The sequence below is a fragment of the Duganella sp. GW821-FHT07G03 genome (assembly GCF_059418605.1).
In genome coordinates this window covers 1-19,402 of sequence record NZ_JBWKQE010000042.1, presented here as the reverse complement: position 1 = coordinate 19,402, position 19,402 = coordinate 1, and the positions used below count along the sequence as shown (strand labels likewise).

17 protein-coding genes and 1 pseudogene are annotated in these 19,402 nt (G+C 63.8%); 6 read left to right on the top strand and 12 right to left on the bottom strand.

What is annotated here, in order from left to right; translation table 11 throughout:
* Positions 1-310: 310 nt before the first annotated feature.
* From AC07OK_RS30155 to AC07OK_RS30140, 4 genes are read left to right on the top strand one after another with little or no spacing between them, the layout of a single operon-like run.
* Complete coding sequence (locus AC07OK_RS30155; protein WP_494693730.1) at positions 311-3,301, top strand: type VI secretion system Vgr family protein; 2,991 nt, start codon at positions 311-313, stop codon at positions 3,299-3,301.
* Positions 3,302-3,344: 43 nt separating this feature from the next.
* Positions 3,345-3,857 (top strand): hypothetical protein, encoded by a 513-nt coding sequence (locus AC07OK_RS30150; protein ID WP_494693729.1) that lies wholly within the window; start codon positions 3,345-3,347, stop codon positions 3,855-3,857.
* Positions 3,858-3,873: 16 nt separating this feature from the next.
* Positions 3,874-5,721, top strand: a complete 1,848-nt coding sequence (locus AC07OK_RS30145; RefSeq protein WP_494693728.1) for a LysM peptidoglycan-binding domain-containing M23 family metallopeptidase — start codon at positions 3,874-3,876, stop codon at positions 5,719-5,721.
* 28 nt (positions 5,722-5,749) lie between these two features.
* Entirely contained in the window at positions 5,750-6,247 is a 498-nt protein-coding gene (locus AC07OK_RS30140) for a hypothetical protein (RefSeq protein ID WP_494693727.1), read from the top strand.
* 5 nt (positions 6,248-6,252) lie between these two features.
* On the opposite strand, the gene AC07OK_RS30135 is transcribed toward AC07OK_RS30140, so the two are convergent.
* Both AC07OK_RS30135 and AC07OK_RS30130 read right to left on the bottom strand, forming a co-directional pair.
* Positions 6,253-6,831, bottom strand: a complete 579-nt coding sequence (locus AC07OK_RS30135) for a C39 family peptidase (RefSeq protein WP_494693726.1) — start codon at positions 6,829-6,831, stop codon at positions 6,253-6,255.
* A 24-nt stretch (positions 6,832-6,855) separates the two neighbouring features.
* The gene (locus AC07OK_RS30130; RefSeq protein ID WP_494693725.1) at positions 6,856-7,560 is read right to left on the bottom strand and encodes a hypothetical protein; all 705 of its coding nucleotides are present in this window, start codon (positions 7,558-7,560) and stop codon (positions 6,856-6,858) included.
* 255 nt (positions 7,561-7,815) lie between these two features.
* On the opposite strand from AC07OK_RS30130, the gene AC07OK_RS30125 reads away from it, so the two are divergent.
* Positions 7,816-8,751, top strand: coding sequence for an exopolyphosphatase (locus tag AC07OK_RS30125; RefSeq protein WP_494693724.1), 936 nt, complete (start codon positions 7,816-7,818; stop codon positions 8,749-8,751).
* A gap of 40 nt (positions 8,752-8,791) precedes the next feature.
* Here AC07OK_RS30125 and AC07OK_RS30120 read toward each other — a convergent pair whose 3' ends face one another.
* Both AC07OK_RS30120 and AC07OK_RS30115 read right to left on the bottom strand, forming a co-directional pair.
* Positions 8,792-10,048 (bottom strand): nitronate monooxygenase, encoded by a 1,257-nt coding sequence (locus AC07OK_RS30120; RefSeq protein ID WP_494693723.1) that lies wholly within the window; start codon positions 10,046-10,048, stop codon positions 8,792-8,794.
* 158 nt (positions 10,049-10,206) lie between these two features.
* Positions 10,207-10,692 (bottom strand): YajQ family cyclic di-GMP-binding protein, encoded by a 486-nt coding sequence (locus AC07OK_RS30115; protein WP_020705685.1) that lies wholly within the window; start codon positions 10,690-10,692, stop codon positions 10,207-10,209.
* A gap of 155 nt (positions 10,693-10,847) precedes the next feature.
* Between AC07OK_RS30115 and murB the strand changes: the two genes are divergently transcribed.
* A complete protein-coding gene (murB, locus tag AC07OK_RS30110) occupies positions 10,848-11,876 on the top strand; it encodes a UDP-N-acetylmuramate dehydrogenase (protein ID WP_494693722.1) in 1,029 nt (342 codons plus the stop codon).
* An 86-nt stretch (positions 11,877-11,962) separates the two neighbouring features.
* Here the strand turns inward: murB and ppnP are convergent, their stop codons facing one another.
* The 8 genes and pseudogenes from ppnP to AC07OK_RS30070 all read right to left on the bottom strand — a co-directional run.
* Complete coding sequence (gene ppnP / locus AC07OK_RS30105; protein WP_020705687.1) at positions 11,963-12,277, bottom strand: pyrimidine/purine nucleoside phosphorylase; 315 nt, start codon at positions 12,275-12,277, stop codon at positions 11,963-11,965.
* A 14-nt stretch (positions 12,278-12,291) separates the two neighbouring features.
* Entirely contained in the window at positions 12,292-13,341 is a 1,050-nt protein-coding gene (locus AC07OK_RS30100) for a diguanylate cyclase (protein ID WP_494693721.1), read from the bottom strand.
* A gap of 22 nt (positions 13,342-13,363) precedes the next feature.
* Positions 13,364-14,401 (bottom strand): chemotaxis-specific protein-glutamate methyltransferase CheB, encoded by a 1,038-nt coding sequence (cheB, locus tag AC07OK_RS30095; protein WP_494693720.1) that lies wholly within the window; start codon positions 14,399-14,401, stop codon positions 13,364-13,366.
* Positions 14,398-16,680: a hybrid sensor histidine kinase/response regulator gene (locus AC07OK_RS30090; protein ID WP_494693719.1), complete on the bottom strand. Its 2,283-nt coding sequence runs from the start codon at positions 16,678-16,680 to the stop codon at positions 14,398-14,400. Before AC07OK_RS30090 ends, cheB begins: the two co-directional genes overlap by 4 nt.
* Positions 16,677-17,363, bottom strand: a complete 687-nt coding sequence (locus tag AC07OK_RS30085) for a chemotaxis protein CheW (protein ID WP_494693718.1) — start codon at positions 17,361-17,363, stop codon at positions 16,677-16,679. Before AC07OK_RS30085 ends, AC07OK_RS30090 begins: the two co-directional genes overlap by 4 nt.
* Positions 17,364-17,375: 12 nt before the next feature.
* Positions 17,376-18,614 carry a CheR family methyltransferase gene (locus tag AC07OK_RS30080; RefSeq protein ID WP_494693717.1) on the bottom strand — a complete coding sequence of 413 codons (1,239 nt, stop codon included), beginning with the start codon at positions 18,612-18,614 and terminating at the stop codon, positions 17,376-17,378.
* On the bottom strand, positions 18,611-19,054 hold the full coding sequence (locus AC07OK_RS30075; RefSeq protein WP_494693716.1) for a chemotaxis protein CheW: 444 nt from the start codon (positions 19,052-19,054) through the stop codon (positions 18,611-18,613). Before AC07OK_RS30075 ends, AC07OK_RS30080 begins: the two co-directional genes overlap by 4 nt.
* A 12-nt stretch (positions 19,055-19,066) precedes the next feature.
* Positions 19,067-19,402: pseudogene (locus tag AC07OK_RS30070) on the bottom strand (chemotaxis protein); the annotation flags it as partial.

The following is a 19,402-nucleotide window of genomic DNA, read 5'->3' as shown; positions in this document are numbered from 1 at the left end:
AGGACCGTGAAACAACTTTGCGCCGATGATAGTGCTGCAACCAGTGTGAAAGTAGGTTATCGTCAGGCTAGTTATAAAGAAAAAAGCCCACCAGTGATCTGGTGGGCTTTTTTCGTTTGAAAGCCCCTTCCGTTCAACGACAGGCATTGCCTGCCGTCTCACCTGGTCGGGGCTTTTTTTCGTCTGTCGATTGACCCTGCGCACGATTGAAACCACTCTTGTCAAATGATTCAGCCTGAGGTGTAATGCTCACTCTCAACATAGTAAATCATTAATCTTGCGGCTAATCCGCATCAGGAGTGCGATCCGCATGCTCGACCAGGCTTTATCTCTTATGCTCGACGGTTATACACAGTCCAGCCGTCTTCTCCGGCTGAGTACGCCGATCGGCGCCGATAAATTGCTGGCCGAATCGGTGCGCGCGGAGGAGAGCATAGGCTCCGGCTTCACCTACCGCATTGAAGCCCTGTCCACCGACGCCTCCATCCCGCTGAAGTCGCTGCTTGGCCAGCCGGTCTTGCTGGAGCTGCTGACCATCGCCGGCGCCGAGGCGCTGCGCCCGTTCCATGGTCACATCACCGCTGTGGAATTACATGGGGCCAACGGCGGCTTTGCGCGCTACCAGTTGACCGTCCAACCGTGGTCTGCCTTCCTTGGACTGGGACGCGATAGCCGGATCTTCCAGGACATGAAGGTGTTCGACATCATCGACGCGGTGTGCGCCAGCTACGAGGGACAGGGCCGCCTGACGCCTTTGCGTCGCTTCGATATCGTCGACCGTGATGTCTACGCCAAGCGCAGCCTGACCACGCAGTACCAGGAAAGCGATCTCGCCTTCATCACCCGCCTGATGGAAGAGGAAGGCCTGTTTTATTTCTATGAACACAGCGGCGACGCCGACAGCCCTACGCTCGGCAGCCACACGATGGTCATCGCCGACCACAACGGCAGCTTCGTCGCCAATGCCCAGCCGCTCATCCGTTACACCCAGCCGGGCGCCGTCATGCGGGAAGACAGCCTGGACCGCTGGCGCACCGAAATGCGCCTGCAGACCAATGCGGTCAGCCTGCGCAGCTGGGATTACCGGTCCCTAAGCACGCGCCGCGTCAGCGCCAGCGGCGAGGGGCCGATGCTGACCAGCGATGACGTGCCGGGCGCCTATGCCTACACCAGCCGCGAGCACGGCCAGCGCATGGCCGACCGCCAGGTGGAAGCCCTTCAGGCCAACCGCGAAATTCACGTCGGCGCCGGCACGGTGCGCACGCTCGCGCCCGCAACCACCTTTACGTTGCAGGGCGTCAGCCAGCTCGATGCGGCAGACAGCGATCAGCAGCGGCAGTTCCTCATCGTTCGGGTTGTGCACCTGATGCATAACAATCTGAGCGCGCAGATCCAGGGCGGCATACTCAAGGCGCTGGGACAGGGCCCCTTGAGCGCCGCGCTGCAGGAAGAAACCCGTGGCAGCTTGCATGCCGTCGGCTCAGCCATCGCCGAGCGTCCGCTGTACCGCAACCGTATCGACGCCATTCCGGCCGCCACGCCTTACCGCAGCTCCGCCAGGACCGAGCGGCCCGTGATGCGGGGGCAGCAAAGCGCAATCGTGGTCGGTCCGGCCGGCGCGGTAGTGCACACCGACCGCGATCATCGCATCAAGGTGCAGTTTCACTGGCAGCGCGGCGCCGCCAGCCACAGCCGCCTCGACCATCCGGCCGCCGCCAGCCACACCGGCGCGCCCGCTGACGACGGCGCCGGCACCTGGGTGCGGGTGGCGACGCCGCTGGCGCCGGTCGCCGGCGCCAACTGGGGCAGCAACGCAGTGCCGCGCGTCGGGCAGGAAGTGCTGGTCGATTTCATCGAGGGCAATATTGACCGTCCGGTCGTGATCGGCGCGCTCTACAACGGCCGCGGCGCGGATAACGCCCAGCACAACGCGGTGGCGCAAGGCGCGGGCGCCTCGACCGGCAACGCCAGCGCCTGGTTCCCCGGCGCCACGGGCGCCCACGCGCATCCGGCGGTGCTGTCGGGTTTGAAATCGCAGGCCATGCAGAGCAGCCAGCAGGGCGCCGGCAGTTACAGCCAGCTGGTGTTCGACGATAGCCCCGGCGAGCCGCGCCTGGCCCTGCAACATCACGCCGCGCCACATGCGGGCACTGCCGAGCTCAACCTTGGACAGCTGCGTCATCAAACCGATAACCAGCGGTTGGCGCCGGCCGGCTTTGGCGCCGAGCTGAAGACCGAGCACAGCGTCGCATTGCGCGCTGGCCAGGGCATGCTGCTGACCAGCCACGCCCGCAACGGCGGCAGCGGCGCCCAGCTCGATTCCCGCGAGGCGCGCAGCCAGGCCGAAGCGAGCCAGCAATTGCAGCAGCAACTGGCGGAAACCGCGCAACAACACAAGGCCATGCTGGCGGGCGAAAAAGCGCCGGCCGAGCTGCCTGCGCTTGTGGCGATGGCGCACAGCGCCGAAGTGCTGGGCCGCAGCGCCAGCGGCAGCGATCAACAGGATACGAGCGGCGGCCTCGGCACTGCGGCGGCGTATCGCGAAGCGCACTTGCAGTTGTCTAGCCCGGCTGGCATCGCGGCGCTGACGCCAGCCAGCGCCGTCGTCACCGCCCAAGGCAGCAGCAGCCTGGCCGCGGGACAGGACATCAACCTGGCCGCGCAGGCCAACAGCCTGCACATGGTCGCCGGCGGCGTCAGTCTATTCACCTACGGCAAAGCAAGCAATGCGCAGAAGCCCAACCAGGAAACCGGCATCCGCCTGCATGCGGCGAGCGGCCGCGTCAGCAGCCAGAGTCAAGCGGGGGAAACGCGTCTGACGGCCGATAAGGCCATCACCGTGGCCAGCGTCACGCGCTCGGTCAGCGTGGCCGCCAAGCAGCATGTGATGCTGACCGCGCAGGGCGCCTGGCTGAAACTCGAAGGCGGCAATATCGAGCTGCACGGCCCCGGCACCATGACCTTCAAGGCGAGTCAAAAGGAACTGGCCGGCCCGGCCAGCGCGTCGGTCGTGCTGCCGCACCTGCCGAACGGCGAGCTCAATTTGAACCAGTCGGTGCGCCACGACTATGCGGCGCAATACCAGGTGTTGCGCGACGAACAGCGGCTCGCCCAGCAGCCCTACCTGCTGAAGCTGCCCGACGGCAGCCTGCACTACGGCATCACCGACGCCAAGGGCAAGACCATCAAGGTCGGCACCAAGGAACCCAAGCCGGTCGAGCTGACCTTGTTGAACAAGGAAAGCTGGGACCAGGAAAACATCAATGTATGGCACCAGGAAATGGATCGCCATTGGGACTGAGCGCTGTGCGCGAAGTCCGTCGTCATCAGGAGAAAGCAGCAAGATGGGTATCAAGAATAAATTCAGTGCGGTGTTCATGGCCGCGGGCGTGGCCTTGGTGCATGTGGGTTGCAGCGCCGGCGACCAGGCGCCGTGGCGCGAGCAGATGCAGTGCGGCGAGACCCAGTATGTGATCGAGTCCGATTGCAAACCGAGCAACGACGCCGCCACCCTGAACCAATGCAAGCCGCAGACGCTGAGCGTGAGCCGCGACGGCAAGACGCGCAAGGCGACCCTGCCGGAACTGAATAAAGCCAGCGCCAAGTCCATCGTCGAGACCGGCGGCAAGGTCAGCAAGCTGTTCGTCACCCAGTGGGCTTGCGCGCGCGGCGACAAGGGCGATGTCGCGGTCATGTACTACTCGATCGGCGGCGGCTCGGCGCCGTATGCGGAAGCGTATTCCATCTATGACGAGGCCGGCGCGCTGATCGAGAATGAAGACAGCCCCAAGTACGAGCAGGCGCTGGCGCACAGCGACGGCCACATGAAAAAAGTCAAATCGATTATGCCGCGCTAAGGACAGGGAGCCGCCAGTGTCCACCATCTACGAGATCTTGCGCGCCGCCAAAGGCGCCGCGTACAGCGAAGACAAGATCAAGAAATACTCCTACCTGCACATGCAGCCCAAGATCGACAAGCCGGCCGGCGCGCTGGCCGGGCTGTCGCGCATCCATGGCGACGCCTCGCCGCAGGTGCAGGACCGCATCATCGACCTGCTGGTGGAGATCGGCGCGCGCTACAAGCTGCCGTACCGCGATATCGCGCACATGCTGTTGTTCTGCAAGATCGAGTCGGGCTTCAATCCCGACGCGGCGGCCGGCACCACGTCCGCCGCCGGTCTGGGCCAGTACACCAAGGCCACCGTGGAAGAGGCCGCCAAGGAGGAAGTGTCGAAGAAGCGGCTGGGCTTTGTGCTGGAACTGGATGGTTATGTGTTCGACGCCGAACGCGGCGCCTACGGCATCGTGCTGTCGTACATGTTTGCCAAGGAACGCGCCATCAAGTATTTCGGCAAGAACTACGAAAAGCATTTATATCTGTTCCACCACGAGGGTTGGTACTTCCAGGCGAACGCCGACAACATGGCCGAAGACCGTCCGAAAGCCGTGCTCAAGATCATCCAGACCAAGATACTGCCCTTCCTCGATCCGCTGGAAAAGCTGTTGTCGGCCAAGACCAATCTGTCGTTCAAGCTGCTGACCAAGGACGACAAGCCATACGCCGGCCAGCCTTATGCGGCGATCTACCCGGCCAAGGCCGGCACGCAGGGACGCCCGGTCAAGGTGCAGGGCAGCAAGGACAAGCCTGAAGTCGTGCTCGGCAAGACCGACAGCAACGGCCAGACCTCGCCCATCATCGCGCCCGGCCTGTCGGAAGTGCTGTTTGTGATCCTCAATCCCGACTACAAGGATATGCTGCAGGTGAACGGCAACACCGTGGAAGAGACGCACGAGGTGCAGGACCACGAAACCTTGTCGAAGATCGCCAAGGACCATCAGACCACGGTCGCCGAGCTGCAGAAAATCAACCACATCGCCAATCCGAATCAGCTCAAGGTCGGTCAGCAGATCAAGCTGCACGATGGCGAGTACCTGTGGCGGCGACCGCCGATGGCGCTGATCGGCGCCTGTCTGCAGCAGGAGATGAACGTGCATCCGGCGGCGGTGCCCGCAATGGTCGAGCACAAGCGCAGCCATATCATCCTGCCCGAAGGTAACCAGGCGCAGCAGCACGCCGGCAGCGAGCAGGTGGTGGCCATACGCGGCGGCGCCACCAGCGACGAGGTCGCACAGCGCAAGAAGGAGAAGGCCGTCAAGCATGAGACGGTGGAGAAGGACATCAAGAAGAAGGTGGTGAAGCCGCCTCCGCCGGCCGGCAAGGCGATCAAGGAGGGCTTGTTGTTCCCCTTCGAGAAACGCCCGTCGGCCTCGTATCACGAGGGAGCGCTGCAATTCAATTCCAGCCGGGGCGCGCGGCGCCACGCCGGTTGCGACCTGTATGCGCCGGTCGACACCGAGGTGCGGGCGATGGCCGACGGCGTGATCTTGCAGTGCTATGCGTTCTACTGGCAGACCGATGCGGTGGAGGTCGACCATGGCGACTTCATCGTCCGCTACGGCGAGGTGGCGCCGCGCAGCGCCAAAGAGCAGAAGGCTTTGCGCGGCAAGGAGGTCAAGCGCGGCGACGTGATCGGCAAGGTCGGCCAGCTGATCAAGGAGAACGGCAAGAAACATAAGGACACGATGTTGCATCTTGAGCTGTACAGCAGTAATCTGTCGACCGCCAAGAGCCAACTCACCGACAAGAAGCGCGGCCCGTTCCAGCGCCGCGCCGATTTGATGGACCCGACGGCGACGCTCGACAAGTGCGTGATGACTTAAGCCCGACCCTATAACCGACTGGAACAAGATGAAATCAAGCTACGCCATCCTGGGCCTGTGCCTGGCCATCAGCGCCTGCGCCCAGGCGCAAAACGAACAGACACCCGTGGAGCATGTCTTTGACGTGATCGCCTCACCCAAGCTGTTCACCAGCAACTGGAAGCAGGCGATGCAGCAACTGGCCCCGTGGTGCAAGCCCAGCACGCGCCCCGAGCGCGAACAGATCAAACGCGGCAATGTGGAATGTGGCGAAAACGTCAAGACCGACAGCTTCGCGATGTCGCCGGAGATCGGCGGCAATATCGAGCTGGTGCAGGCTTCGTTTATTGGCGCGGCCAACTGCGCCTACGTCAAGAAAATCCTGATCCGGAATTTCGGTAAGCCGAGCAAGGTGACGGGCGAATGCAGCATGACGTGGAGCATCAAGCCGGCAAGCAAGGGCGGCCCGCAGCGCTATGCGAGCTTCGAGGCATCAACCGCCGACAACATGCTGGATTTCACGATCGGCGTCGAGCAGGGGCCGTAAGGCGCTCAGTTGTTCATGCGCTGGGTATGCGTCCACTGGTGGTCGGACGCGTACACCGCCGAGCTGTAGGTGCGGTAGGTCTGGCCTTCGCCCGGCCATGGGTTCATGATGTACACGTAGTTGACGCCGTTGACGGTTTCATAGCCGCGCCCCACCATGATGTGGCCGCCGCCGCTGCTCCAGCCATAGCGGATCACGAAGGGGCGGTTGGCATTGATGTCGGACACCACGCTGTTCCATGACGAGGCCGAGTTGTAGGCGGTGTTGGACACGCCCCAGGCCTTCAGGATGTTCTGCACGCTGCCATTGCTGCCGTACATATTGTTGGGCTGGTTGGCGTAGCTGTTCCAGTTGAAGTTCGCATTGCCGCAGGCGTAGTTCAGACCGAAGGCCCAGTTGACGATCTGGCACTGGCTGGGCGCTTGTCCGTAGAAGTTCAGCACCGCCTTGCTGGAGCCGGCCCAGCACCACTGACTGTGTTCCTGCGTGACCAGCGGCACGTTCAGGGTTTTCCATTGCGCGAAGGCGGAGGGCAGCACGGCCAGCAGGCCGGCGCTCAAGATCAGGCTGTTCAATTTTTTCATGTGGTTCTCCTTGTCCCGCGCGGCTTAGCGCGCACTATCCAGATTTTTTTTAACCGCCACGCGCAACGGCTCCAGCAGCTCGCTGGCATCGAGCAAGCCATCGCCGGCGCCTTTGCGTTGCAGCAGTAGCGACTGGCGCGCCGAATGCAAGGGCGCGAAGCGCACCGCGCCGTTCTGGGTGGCGCTCACTTCCAGGAAATCGGACTGGGCCTGGTAGATGCGCAGCACCCGCACATTCGAGCGTTCCGCATTGGCATAGGCGCCCATGGCCGCATCGAGGTCCTTGGCCATCACGCTCGCGCCATAGGCCACCGTTTCCCACTTGCCGTTGACCTGCTCGACCGTGGCCAGGCCGATCGGCAGCTCGTTGAGGGTGATGACGAAGCGCCAGATGCCGGTCGGCTTGGCCATCGCCTTCATTTCGCGGCGGCCGGCCAGCAGATCGGCCGGATCGATGGTGTAGACTGGGAAACCGTAGGCGATGCGGGCGTCCCTCAGATCCTGCACGTCGGCCACCTCCAGCGGGAAGCCTTGCGGCGCGCTGCCGGCGTGGTTCTGCACCTGGTATTGAACGAACTGGGTGAAATCGCGCCGGGCGGCGTTGCTGGCGCCGTCGAGTTGCGCTTGCGGCGAGACGCTGATCGGCGCGGTTTGCGCATACAGCGTCGGGCTGGACAGGCTCAGGCAGCCTGCGACGGCCAGTCCAAGTAAGGTTGAAATACGCGGCATGGTATCGGTCTCCTCTTGCGGATGAATTAGAGTGGGGAGCTGCCGGCGCTGAGGGGGCAGCGCAGCCATTCTAGGTAATCCAAAATGCAAGTTTGTCGTTTTTGTACAATTGAGACAGACGCCCGGCGGCTTTTCCGTTTCTTAACATTCGAAAGACGTGACGTATTGCAACGTGCCATCACAATTGCTGTCCACGTGTAGATTTGGGTTGTATCATTAGCCCATCGTCATGTTCAATCCACTAGAGGTGCATTCATGTCAGAAGCAAAAAAATATCGTCTGGTAACGCGCAGCGACTTTGACGGCCTGGTGTGCGCAGTGCTGTTGAAACACCTGGATATGATCGATGAGATCCTGTTTGTGCATCCAAAGGATATGCAGGACGGTAAGATCGCCATCAGCGACAACGACATCACCACCAATCTGCCGTTCGTGCCGGGTGTGCATATCGCTTTCGACCACCACCTGTCGGAAACCATCCGCAATACTGGCGAGCGCGCGAACCACGTGATCCACCCGGAAGCGCCGTCGGCCGCGCGCGTGGTGTACGACTACTACGGCGCCGAGAAAGCCTTCCCGGCCTCCTGGCAGGACATGATGGTGGCGGTGGACAAGGGCGACGCCGCCCGCTTCAACGAGCAGGAGGTGCTCAATCCCGAGGGATGGGATCTGCTGAATTTCCTGATGGATGCGCGCACCGGACTGGGCCGTTTCCGCGAGTTCCGCATCTCGAACTACAACCTGATGATGGACCTGATCGACTACTGCAAGAACCACACGATCGCCGAGATCATGGCCTTGCCGGACGTGATGGAGCGCAAGGACTTGTACTTCGAGCACGCCGAGAAGTGCAAGGAGCAAATTCGCCGCTGTGCGACCGTGCACAAGAACCTGGTGGTGCTGGATTTGCGCGACGAAGAGATCATCTATGCCGGCAACCGCTTCATCATCTACGCGATGTATCCACAGACGAATATCTCGATCCACGTGCTGTGGGGCTTGAAGAACCAGAACACCGTGTTCGCCACCGGCAAGTCGATCCTGAACCGCACGTCGAAGACCAATATCGGCGCGCTGATGCTGGAATACGGCGGCGGCGGACATGAGAATGCCGGCACCTGCCAGGTCGACAACGAGCGTTCGGAAGAGGTCCTGGGCGCGCTGATTGCCCGAATAAATTCCGAAGGTTGACAAGCAAACGGCGCTCAGTGAGCGCCGTATTTTATTTAATTCAGACCTCTTCCTTTTCAGGCAGGGCGATCTGGTTGTCTACGCTGAACTGATAGTCCTTGAACACGTGCTCGGCGGTGAGCAGCTGGTACTCGCCGCTGGCCTTCTTGTGCGTGGTGTCTTTCAGGCGATAGGTATAGTGCCCGCAGGTCCAGCAATTGAAGTTGCGCATGTGGGTGCACAGGCAGGTCTTGTCCATCACCACGATGTTCTTCTCGTCCGGATGCGCCGCCACTTCGCGGTTGTAGGAATTGATGTAGGCGCAGTTGCCGGTCGCGTCCAGCAGGTAGCCATACGACTCGCAACCGGGACGGATGCCGGCGCCGATCGCCGGCGTGCCCTTGAGCATGCGCATCGGGTAGCCGGTTGGCGAGATGCCGTTGACGATGATGTCCTCTTCCGATGCCTTGAAGTATTCCTGCTTGACCTTGGCCGGCAGGCCGCATTCGTTGGTGACGGTGAAGCGGGTCGCCACCTGCACGCCCGCCACGCCCGCTTCCAGGAAGCGCACCGCGTCGCTGCCGGTGAAGATGCCGCCGGCCGCGATCAGCGGAATTTCCAGATTCTCCGCCTTCAGGTAGTCCAGCAGTTCCTGGGTGATGGTCATCAGGTCGTACTCGGCCCAGTCCATGCCGAAGCCCAGGTGGCCGCCGGCCAGCGGGCCTTCGACGATGATGTAGTCCGGCAGACGGTTCAGCTTGGCGTTCTTGCGCAGGAAGATCTGCAGCGCGCGCACCGACGAGACGATGATGCCCAGCTTGGCTTCGCGGAAGCGCGGGTGGTCGGCCATCAGCGCGAACGAGCCGAAGTGCAGGCCGGCCGACAAGGTGATGCCGTCGATGCCGGCGTCCAGCGCCGCGTTCAGGCGGGTGCGCAGGGTTTCGCGCGGGCCGTTCATGGTCAGCTTTTCCATGCAGTTGACGAAGATCAGGCCGGGGCCTTGCTTGGCCGCCATGGTGGCGCCGATGTGGCGGCGCTGCGCGTCGGCCAGGCGTTCCAGGTCGAACTGCACCACGGACTTGTCCATGTTGTTGATATTGAACTTGTAGAACTTGGTCTTGTCTTTGACGAAGCTGGTGTCGAACTTGCGGTCCGATACGTCTTCCACCATGGCGTCCGAGATATGGCCGATGCCGCCCAGGCGGGCCGCTTCCAGCGCCAGCTCGGACGTGGAAATATCCACGCCCATACCGCCGACCATGATGGGAACGTACTCGTTTTTGCCAAAGCGCAGGCGGAAATCATCAACACGTTTCATTGCTATCCTTAGACTACCGTAGTGGTTGCCGGGAACAAAGCCCGGCGCTATGCGTAATATGCGGTCGCGCGGCAGTACACCTTGCATGGAGCCCGGTTCGATTCTACTCCATGTGTGCTACAGCATTGTGACGCCGCGGCGGGCGTCGCGCGAACAGGTCAGTCGCGGAAGTTGTTGAATTCCAGCGGCATCTCCGGCACGTCCTTGCGCAGCATGGCCATGGCCGCTTGCAGGTCGTCGCGCTTGGCGCCGGTGACGCGCACGGCTTCGCCCTGGATGCTCGCTTGCACTTTCATCTTGCTATCCTTGATGACGCGCACGATCTTCTTGGCATCGTCGGATTCGATGCCGTTCTTGATCTTGATCACTTGCTTGACCTTGTCGCCGCCAATTTTCTTGATGTCGCCGTCTTCCAGGAAGCGCACGTCAACCTTGCGCTTGGACAGCTTGTTGGTCAGCACATCGCGTACCTGCTGCAGCTGGAATTCGGAGTCGGCGACGACGGTCAGTTCGTTTTCCTTGTGCTCGACGGAGGCGCCGGTACCCTTGAAGTCAAAACGGGTGGCGATTTCTTTTTGAGATTGCTCGACGGCATTCTTCACTTCGATCATATCGGCTTCGGAGACTACATCAAACGACGGCATAACTATTTCCTTTTCGTGTGGCATGCAGCGTGGAGCAAACCCGCTGCATCAAAGACTGACATTTTAACGGACAACCGGCCCGATGCCGCCATATCGGCGCTGGTTTTTTGCTTGTTTCGCTCTATAATCGATGAAATTTCCCAGGTTTTCCCCCCATGCATCCACAGTCAGCCATTCAATACCAGTTCCCCCTCCAGTCTCTTAATACATTCGGCATTGCGGCGAGCGCGCACGCGTATTTGCGCGTGACGGAAACAGAGCAACTGCTCGGCGTTTTTGCCGATGCCGCCTGGGTTTCTTCGCCCAAGCTGGTGTTGGGCGGCGGCAGCAATTTGCTGTTGACGGGGGACTTTCCCGGACTGGTGTTGCACATCGCCTTGCAGGGCCGCGAAGTGCTGGCCGGCGATGCAAGCCACCATTACGTGCGCGCGGCGGCCGGCGAGAACTGGCACGAGTTCGTGCAATGGACGCTGGCGCAAGGCGTGGGCGGGCTGGAAAACCTGTCGCTGATACCGGGCACGGTGGGCGCGGCGCCGATCCAGAACATCGGCGCCTACGGTCTCGAGACCAGGGATGTGTTCCACAGCGTGACGGTGTTCGATCCGTCCGACGGCGGCACGCGCACGATGGATGCCGCCGCCTGCCGCTTCGGCTACCGCGACAGCGTCTTCAAGCAGGAGGGCGGCCGCCACCTGATCATCCTCGACGTTTGCTTCGCGCTGCCCAAGCAGTGGCGGCCCAACCTGCGCTACGCGGAACTGGCGCAGGCGGTGGCGGAGCAGGGCCTGGCCGCGCCGAGCGCGCAGCAGGTGGCCGACACGGTGATCGCGATCCGCCGCCGCAAGCTGCCCGATCCCGCGGTGATCGGCAACGCCGGCAGCTTCTTCAAGAACCCGGTGGTGACAGGCGCGCAATGCGCGGCGCTGCTGGAGCGTTTCCCTACGCTGGTACACCACGCGCAGCCGGATGGCAGCGAGAAGCTGGCGGCGGGCTGGCTGATCGATCAATGCGGCTGGAAGGGGCGCAAGCTGGGCGCGGCGGGCGTGTACCCGAAACAGGCGCTGGTGCTGGTGAATAACGGCGGCGCCAAGGGCGCCGATGTGGTGGCGCTGGCGCGCGCGATCCAGGCCGACGTGCAGGCGCGCTATGGCGTGCTGCTGGAACCGGAGCCGGTGTTCGTTTAAAAAAAACAGCGGGGTCAGTTCCGGCAATGTGCCACGCGTGGCACATTGCCGGAACTGACCCCGCTGTTTACCGCTGTTTCACAACGTTAGCCGAAGTGGCAAACGTAATCGACCGTCTCGACGGTCTCGATATCAAAGCTCGAATTGCCGCCCACTTTGAATTCCTGGCCCGCCGCGTAGGTCTGCCATTCGCTGGCGCCGGCCAGGCGCACCTTGCACACGCCGCCGATGATCTCCATCGTTTCCGGCGCGCCGGTGTTGAAGGTCAGGCTGGAAGGGAAGATGACGCCAACGCTTTTCTTGCTGCCGTCGGCGAAGATCACATTGTGCGAAACGCATTTGCCGTCGAAGTAGATATTCGATTTCTTGACGACGCTGACTTGATCAAATTGAGCACTCATGCTGCTGTTTTTCCTTAGTTCGATACGGAGGGGAGACCAGGCAGGTCGTGCGCGTCCGCCACGCGGTTGCGGCCGGCGTGCTTGGCGGCATACAGTGCCTGGTCGGCGTGCTGGATCAGCTGCTCGATGCTGGAGGCGGGCGACGGCACCACGCAGGCCACGCCTATCGACATGGTCAAGGTGGTGTAGCCGGGATGCGCCTGCGGATTCTCGATGGCTAGCTGCTCCAGGTGGCGGCGGCACGACTCGGCCACGATCAGTGCCCCAGTCAGTGGTGTATCCGGCAGGATAATGGCGAATTCCTCGCCGCCGTAGCGCGCGGCCAGGTCGGCCGGTCGCTTGAGATGTTCGGTCAATACGGCGGCCACTTTTTTCAGGCACAGATCGCCCGCCAGGTGGCCGAAGCTGTCGTTATACAGCTTGAAAAAGTCGACGTCGCACAACAGCAGCGCCAACGGCTGCTTTTCGCGCTGGCCGCGCTGCCATTCGAGCTGCATGGTGTCGTCGAACTGGCGGCGGTTGGCGATGCCGGTCAGGCCGTCGAGCGCCGCCAGCTTGCGCAGCTGGATATTGGCGTCGGCCAGCTGCTTCTGGCTCTCGCGCAGGAAGCGGAAGGCCTGGTCGCGCTGCAGCCGGTTGATATGGGCGTCAGAGTGGTAGCGCACGCGCGCCAGCAGCTCCAGCTTGTCGGGCAGCTTGACCATGTAGTCGTTGGCGCCGGTGGCAAAGCTGTGCGCCTTGAGCTTGGGGTCTTCCTTGGCCGAGAGCACGATCACCGGCACGTTGCGCAGCTCTTCGCATTCCCGATAGAGCTGGATCATGCCAAAGCCGTCGATGGATGGCATCACCAGGTCTTGCAGGATCACGGTCGGCTGCAACTGCCTGGCGCTTTCCAGGGCCAGGGTGGCGTCGGTCACGTAATGGAATTCGATATCGGCCTGGTCGCTCAGCATGCGGCGCACTGCCTCGACGATGATCAACTGGTCGTCCACCAGCAGCACCCTGACCTTGAAGGCGGTCAGCGTGTGTTCCGGATCTGCTGCTGTTGCGTGTACTTCGGACATCAGTGTTCTCTTTAAAGGTCAATCAGCTGCGCCCGCCCAGGGTGCTGCGCAAGACTGGGCCGATCTTCGCCAGCGGTAAAATCATCTGCGCCGCATCCAGCTCGGCGGCCGCGCGTGGCATGCCGTAGACGGCGCTGCTGGCCTGGTCCTGGGCGATGGTGGTGTGGCCTGCGCGGCGCATGGCCAGCAAGCCTTCGGCGCCGTCGCGGCCCATGCCGGTCAGCAGCACGCCGACCGCTTCGCCCTTCCAGTGCTGCGCCACGCAGTGGAAAAACACGTCGACCGACGGACGGTAGGCGTAGTCCCTAGGGTTTGCATCGTAACGCAAGCGATAGTTTTGATCCAGCGTTAAGTGGTCGTTGCTCTTGGCGACCAGGACGGTGCCCGCCGCCAGTTCGTCGCCTTCCTCGATGGCGCGCACCGGCATCTCCAGCTGTTCGCCCAGCCAGCGGGCGAAATTGTCGGCGAAGTGCTGGTCGATGTGCTGCACCACCACCACCGCGCAGCCGCGCGGCGGCTTCCATCCTGCCAGCATCTTGGACACCGCCATCGGGCCGCCGGTGGAGGCGCCGATCGCCAGCAGCGTGGTGACGCGCACCACCGCCTCCTGCCCCTCGGCGCCGTTGCCGTTGGCCGCGGACCTGGGCATCATCGCCTGGCTGCCGCCGCTGTGGCGTATCAGCTTGTCCATGGTGCGGATCTTGGCCAGCAGCTCGGCGTCGCCGCCAGGTTTGCCTTGCAATACAGGAGTCGCCGTCACGTCCAGCGCGCCGGCGCCCAGCGCGCGGAACACCTGGTTGACGTTGTCCTGCGGCCGTCCGGTCACCACCAGGATGGCGCATGGGCTTTGCTCCATGATTTGCCGCGTCGCCTCGACGCCGTCCAGTTCCGGCATGTTCAGGTCCATCAGGATCAGGTCGGGGCGGTTGTCCGCGCACATGCGCACCGCCTCCGCGCCGGTGCGGGCGATCCACAGCACCTGGTGCTCCGCGGTGCTGGCGACGACCCGCCGCAGCGCTTCGGCTGCCATGGCGACATCATTGGCGATGGCGATTTTCATCTGCGGGCATCTCCTATCAGATCGTTGACGGCGTCGAGCAGCGTCTCGTCGTGGAAGCTGCCCTTGGTCAGGTAGTAGTCGGCGCCGGCCGAGAGCCCGCGTGCGCGGTCTTCGGGACGGTCCTTGTAAGAGACTATCATGACCGGCAGTTTATGCAGGTGGATGTCTTTTTTGATCAGCGTGACCAGTTCGATGCCGTCCATGCGCGGCATGTCGACGTCGGTGATCACCAGGTCGTAGTCGCCGCTGCGCACCACGTTCCAGCCGTCGATGCCGTCGATGGCGATATCGACCAGGAAGCCCCGGCCCAGCAGCAGCTTGCGCTCCATCTCGCGCACCGTGAGCGAATCGTCGACCACCAGTATGCGCTTGGTCTTGCGGCGCTCGGCCTGGTCGGACTTGGCCAGTTGATGCAGGCCGCCTTCGTGCAGCAGCTTGTCGATCGAGAGCAGCAGGTCGGGCACGTCGAGGATCAGCACCGGCTCGCCGTCGTCGAGCAGGGCGGCGGCGGAGATGTCGCGCATCTTGCCGAAGATCGGGTCGAGCGCCTGCACCGCCAGGCTTTGTTCGCCGCGTATCGCCTCCACCACCAGCGCGTAGCGGCGCGCGCCGCTGCCGATGACGACCACCGCCAGCTCGTCGCTGCTGGCGTCGGTGTCGCCCAGTTCCAGTACTTGCGCGGCCGAGACCAGGCCCAGATGCTCGCCGCCGAGATCGAAGAACTGCTTGCTCTCCAGCGTATGGATGGCCGACTGCGCCACCTTGACCACGCGCTCGACCTGCACGATGGGCACGGCGTAGGCCTCGCCCTTGATGTCCACCACCAGCGCGCGCACGATCGATTGCGTCAGCGGCAGCGTGATGTAGGTGTGGAAGCCGGCGCCCAGTTCCGATTCGATGCGCACGGTGCCGTTCTGCGAGCGTATGGTTTCGTGCACGATGTCCAGGCCGACGCCGCGCCCGGATATCTCGGTGGTGTTTTCCTTCAGGCTGAAGGCCGGCAGGAACAGGAATTCCAGCAGTTCGGGCGGCGACAGCGAGGCCGCCATCTGCGGGCTGGCCATCTTGCGTTCCACCACGCGGGTGCGGATTTTTTCCAGGTCCACGCCGCGGCCGTCGTCGCTGATCTCGATGCTGAGCATGCCGGCGCGGTGCTTCGCTTCCAGCGCGATGCTGCCGATGGCGGGCTTGCCGGCGGCGACGCGGGTGTCCGGCGCGTCCATGCCGTGGTCGACGGCGTTGCGCAGCATGTGGTTGAGCGGGCTTTCGATCTTGGCCAGGATGTCGCGGTCGACCAGCGTGTCCTCGCCGATGATGTGCAGCTGCACGTCCTTGCCCATGTTGCGGGCCAGGTCGCGCACCATGCGCGGGAAGGCCTGCACGCCGTCGCGGAAGGGGCGCATGCGCAGCGTCAGCACCTCGTCCACCATGCTTTGCGATACGGCCAGCAGGCGGCGCTCGTAGGCCTCGATGTCGGCGATGTGCTCCAGCACGAACTGCTTGAGCGGGTGGGTCTTTTGCAGCGCCAGCAGCGACTTCTCTTTCAGGGCGGCGTCGCTGCTGTTGGCGATCGCCTCGTGCAGTTGCTCGACCAGCGCGAACAGGCTGCTCTGGTTGCGTTTGAAGCGCTGCATGTCTTGGATGAAGGGATGCATCTGGTGCGCGTTGATGCGCGATTCGCTGGCGAGCGACAGCAGGCGGTCGAAGTTCTGCGCAGTCTTCAGCACCGCCGGCGCGCGTGGCGCGGCAAGCGCCGCCTCCTCGGTGACCGTGACCGGCGCGGCGCTGGCTGCGGGCGGCGCGCCAAGCGGCGGCAGGCCGGCTTCCGCCCGCAGGTTCACCGGCTCGGGCAGGAAGGCGATGGTGGCGATGGCGTCCAGCGTCTGCTTGATCAGCGTGCCGTTGGCGCCCAGCCAGGCATCGACGCCGCTGTCCTGCAGGCGCGAAAGCTGCAGGATCAGGTCGACGCCGGCCAGCAGCACGTCGACGCGGTTGGGCGAGAGCGCCAGCTTGCCGTGCTGGGCGGCGATGAAGGCGTCCTCCATGCCGTGCGCCAGCTGCACCACCACTTCCAGCCCGACGATGGAGGCCGCGCCCTTGATCGAGTGCGCGGCGCGCATCATCGATTCGATGGCGCCGGCGTCGTCCTTCAGGCGCTCCATGGCCAGCAGGCCGTCGGTCAGGATCTGGGTCTGGCTGTCGGCCTCCATGCGGAACAGGTCGAGCATGGAAAACTGGCTCAGGTCTCCGTTGCCGGTGTTATCGCCGCTCTGGCTCATCGCAGTACCCTCGCAAGTTGGTAGCCGATCAGCGCCGCATCGAGCACGCCGATATGCATGTCTTCATGCGCTATCACGCCCGACAGGAAGCGCGACAGGCCCTTGTTGATGGTGGCCGCCGGCGCCTGCACCGAGACGGTGGCGTAGCGCAGGATGCCGTGCAGGTCGGCCACCGGCAGCGCGTAGGCCTGGTCTTCCCATTGCGTCAGCAGCAGGCGCGCAAAGGTGTGGCGGTTGGCGGCGGCTACGCCCTCGTTTTCGTCGATGCCCAGCAGCGCCGCCAGCGACATGCAGGGATACAGCGTGCCGCCGACGTTGACGATGCCGCTCAAGCCGCGTTCCGCGCGGTGCGGCAGGCGGTGCGGCTTGGCCTGCTGCGCCACCGAGACGAACATCTTGGTCGGCAGCGACAGCCATTCGCGGCCGATACGGAACACCAGGCAGGAGGCGTCCAGCTGCTGCGCGCCGGCGGCGGCCTGGCGGAAGTGGGCAGCCCAGTCTTTTTTGTAATCGTCGCCGACGGCGCGTTGCAGGTTGCGTTGGGCCGCCGCCGCGTACACCTCGCAGTTGCGGCAGTGGACCGCCTGCTCCAGCTTCTCGCAGCTTTGGTCGCCGACGACGCCGATGCGGTTCCAGCAGTCGTCGATGCTGGCGATGGCGATAGGGGAGGTGGTCGTATTCATGGTTGGGCGCCCTTAAGATCCTTGCTGGCGTTTGTAGATGCGCGCGGCGCGGGCTTTCAGCGCGGTGGCGGCGCCGGGGTCGTTGTTGGTCTCGGCCAGCAGGGCCAGGTGGCACAGCGCTTCGTAGTGGTCCGGTTGCAGGTAGATGCAGCGCCTCCAGTAGTCTTCCGCGAGCTGGCGCTTGTTCGTCAGTTCGTTGACCAGGCCGAGGATGAAATAGGCTTCCGCCGAATCGGGCGACTGCGCCAGGTGGTCGCGGCTGCTGTTCTCGGCTTCCTTCAGCTGTCCCAGGTCGGCCAGCCGGCGCGCTTCGGCCAGCAAGTCGATGGTGGCCGGTGCGGCTGGCGGCGGGACGGGCACGGGCACCAAGCGGTGCGCCGGCTTCGGCGTCGCCGCCGCTGCCGGGATGGCCGGCGGCGCGGCACGGCGCGCGGCACGCGGGGGCGCCTTGGCCGTCGGCTTGACGGCCGGCGCCGGCCGCGCGCTCTCCTTCCTCAGGCCGAAAGCCTGCGGATACTGGAGCGGCGTAAAACCATGCTGGCAGAACGACGGCACCTCGGCGTAGCCGGCGAACAGCAGGCCGCTTTCGCCCAGCAAGGCTTCCAGCTTGGCGATGGCCGCCTTGGTGGTGGGCTTGTCGAAGTAGATCAGCAGATTGCGGCAGAAGATCACATCGTAGTGCCCCGTGCGCGCGCCCAGGTCGAACTCCAGCAGGTTGCCCTGTTTGAAGCGCACTTGCTGGCGCAAGGCGTCGCTGATGCGATAGTCGTCGCCGTCGTTGACGAAGTGGCGGTCGCGGAAGCCCATCTCCTGGCTGCGGAAGGCGTTGTGGCTGTAGACGCCGCTCTTGGCGCGCGCCACGCAGCCGGGGCTGATGTCGTAGGCGTCGATGATGTAGCTGTTGCGCGGCACGCCGGCATCGGCCAGCACCATCGCCATCGTGTACGGTTCCTCGCCGCCGGCGCAGGGGACGGACAGGATGCGCACCATGTGGTTGGCGTCGGCGGCCAGGCGCGCGCGGACAAATTCGAGCGCCGCCTGGAAGGCTTGCGGATCGCGGTAGAACCACGATTCCGGCACCACCACCAGCTCCACCAGCGCGGTCAGTTCCTCCGGCGTCATCCGGTCCAGGTAGGCGTCCTGGTTGGCGGCGGGGTTGTGCTCCATGCGGTACCTGATCGCGCGGTCGACCACGGACTTGGACAGCGTCAGGCCGGTCGCTTCGTGCAGCATGGATTGGGCGGGTGTCATGTCTGGAACAGCATCGCGCGCAGCGATGCCGGCAGCAGTTGTTCAAGTTCCACCAGTTGCAGCATGCCTGCCGCGTCGCTGGCGACCTGGCCGAGGAAGGGCGCCGCCAGCACGCCGCTGTTGGCCAGCTGCGCTTCGGCCACTTCCTGCACACCCAGCACGCGTTCCGCGCGCAGGCCGAGCAGATGGTCCGTGCCTTCCGGCGCGTGGTAGTCCACCACGATGATGCGGGTGTCGAAATGATCGGCGCCGCTGGTCATGCCGCTGGCGCGGCACAAGTCGATCACCGGCACCGACTGGCCGTGGAAGTCCATCAGGCCGGCGACGGCGTCCGGCGCCAGCGGCAGGTGCTTCAGTTCCAGCAGCGGCAGCACGCGCACCACGTCGCGCAGGCGCAGGCCGTAGCGGTCGGCGCCGATGTGGAAGATCAGCAGTTTCATCGCGCGCTCCGCTCAGGCCGCGACGGCAAAGTTGGCGACGCTGGTTTGCAGGTCGCCCGCCGCGTACTGCAGCTGGTGCACCGCTTCGCTGGTGGCCTTGAGCGATTCCACCGTCTGCTGGGTGGCGTCGTTCAGCTGCATCATGGTCTCCGAAATCTGCTGCGCGCCGACCGCCTGCGACTGCATCCCCTGCAGCACGGCGTCGAACTGCGGCGCCAGCTTCTGCACCTGGTCCATCACGCCCGACAGTTGGTCCGTCACCTGGCGTACCTCGCCGACGCTGCGGCGGATCTCCTCGGAGAATTTATCCATGCCCATCACGCTGGCCGACACCGCCGACTGCATCTC

What these genes read in the sequence shown, in the direction of transcription:
- AC07OK_RS30125 (WP_494693724.1), top strand. Translation starts at nt 7,816, where the DNA reads ATGTCAGAAGCAAAAAAATATCGTCTGGTAACGCGCAGCGACTTTGAC.
- AC07OK_RS30135 (WP_494693726.1), bottom strand. Translation starts at nt 6,831, where the DNA reads ATGAAAAAATTGAACAGCCTGATCTTGAGCGCCGGCCTGCTGGCCGTG.
- AC07OK_RS30085 (WP_494693718.1), bottom strand. Translation starts at nt 17,363, where the DNA reads ATGAATACGACCACCTCCCCTATCGCCATCGCCAGCATCGACGACTGC.
- AC07OK_RS30150 (WP_494693729.1), top strand. Translation starts at nt 3,345, where the DNA reads ATGGGTATCAAGAATAAATTCAGTGCGGTGTTCATGGCCGCGGGCGTG.
- AC07OK_RS30075 (WP_494693716.1), bottom strand. Translation starts at nt 19,054, where the DNA reads ATGAAACTGCTGATCTTCCACATCGGCGCCGACCGCTACGGCCTGCGC.
- AC07OK_RS30115 (WP_020705685.1), bottom strand. Translation starts at nt 10,692, where the DNA reads ATGCCGTCGTTTGATGTAGTCTCCGAAGCCGATATGATCGAAGTGAAG.
- AC07OK_RS30130 (WP_494693725.1), bottom strand. Translation starts at nt 7,560, where the DNA reads ATGCCGCGTATTTCAACCTTACTTGGACTGGCCGTCGCAGGCTGCCTG.
- AC07OK_RS30100 (WP_494693721.1), bottom strand. Translation starts at nt 13,341, where the DNA reads ATGTCCGAAGTACACGCAACAGCAGCAGATCCGGAACACACGCTGACC.
- cheB (WP_494693720.1), bottom strand. Translation starts at nt 14,401, where the DNA reads ATGAAAATCGCCATCGCCAATGATGTCGCCATGGCAGCCGAAGCGCTG.
- AC07OK_RS30080 (WP_494693717.1), bottom strand. Translation starts at nt 18,614, where the DNA reads ATGACACCCGCCCAATCCATGCTGCACGAAGCGACCGGCCTGACGCTG.
- AC07OK_RS30140 (WP_494693727.1), top strand. Translation starts at nt 5,750, where the DNA reads ATGAAATCAAGCTACGCCATCCTGGGCCTGTGCCTGGCCATCAGCGCC.
- AC07OK_RS30090 (WP_494693719.1), bottom strand. Translation starts at nt 16,680, where the DNA reads ATGAGCCAGAGCGGCGATAACACCGGCAACGGAGACCTGAGCCAGTTT.
- murB (WP_494693722.1), top strand. Translation starts at nt 10,848, where the DNA reads ATGCATCCACAGTCAGCCATTCAATACCAGTTCCCCCTCCAGTCTCTT.
- ppnP (WP_020705687.1), bottom strand. Translation starts at nt 12,277, where the DNA reads ATGAGTGCTCAATTTGATCAAGTCAGCGTCGTCAAGAAATCGAATATC.
- AC07OK_RS30155 (WP_494693730.1), top strand. Translation starts at nt 311, where the DNA reads ATGCTCGACCAGGCTTTATCTCTTATGCTCGACGGTTATACACAGTCC.
- AC07OK_RS30120 (WP_494693723.1), bottom strand. Translation starts at nt 10,048, where the DNA reads ATGAAACGTGTTGATGATTTCCGCCTGCGCTTTGGCAAAAACGAGTAC.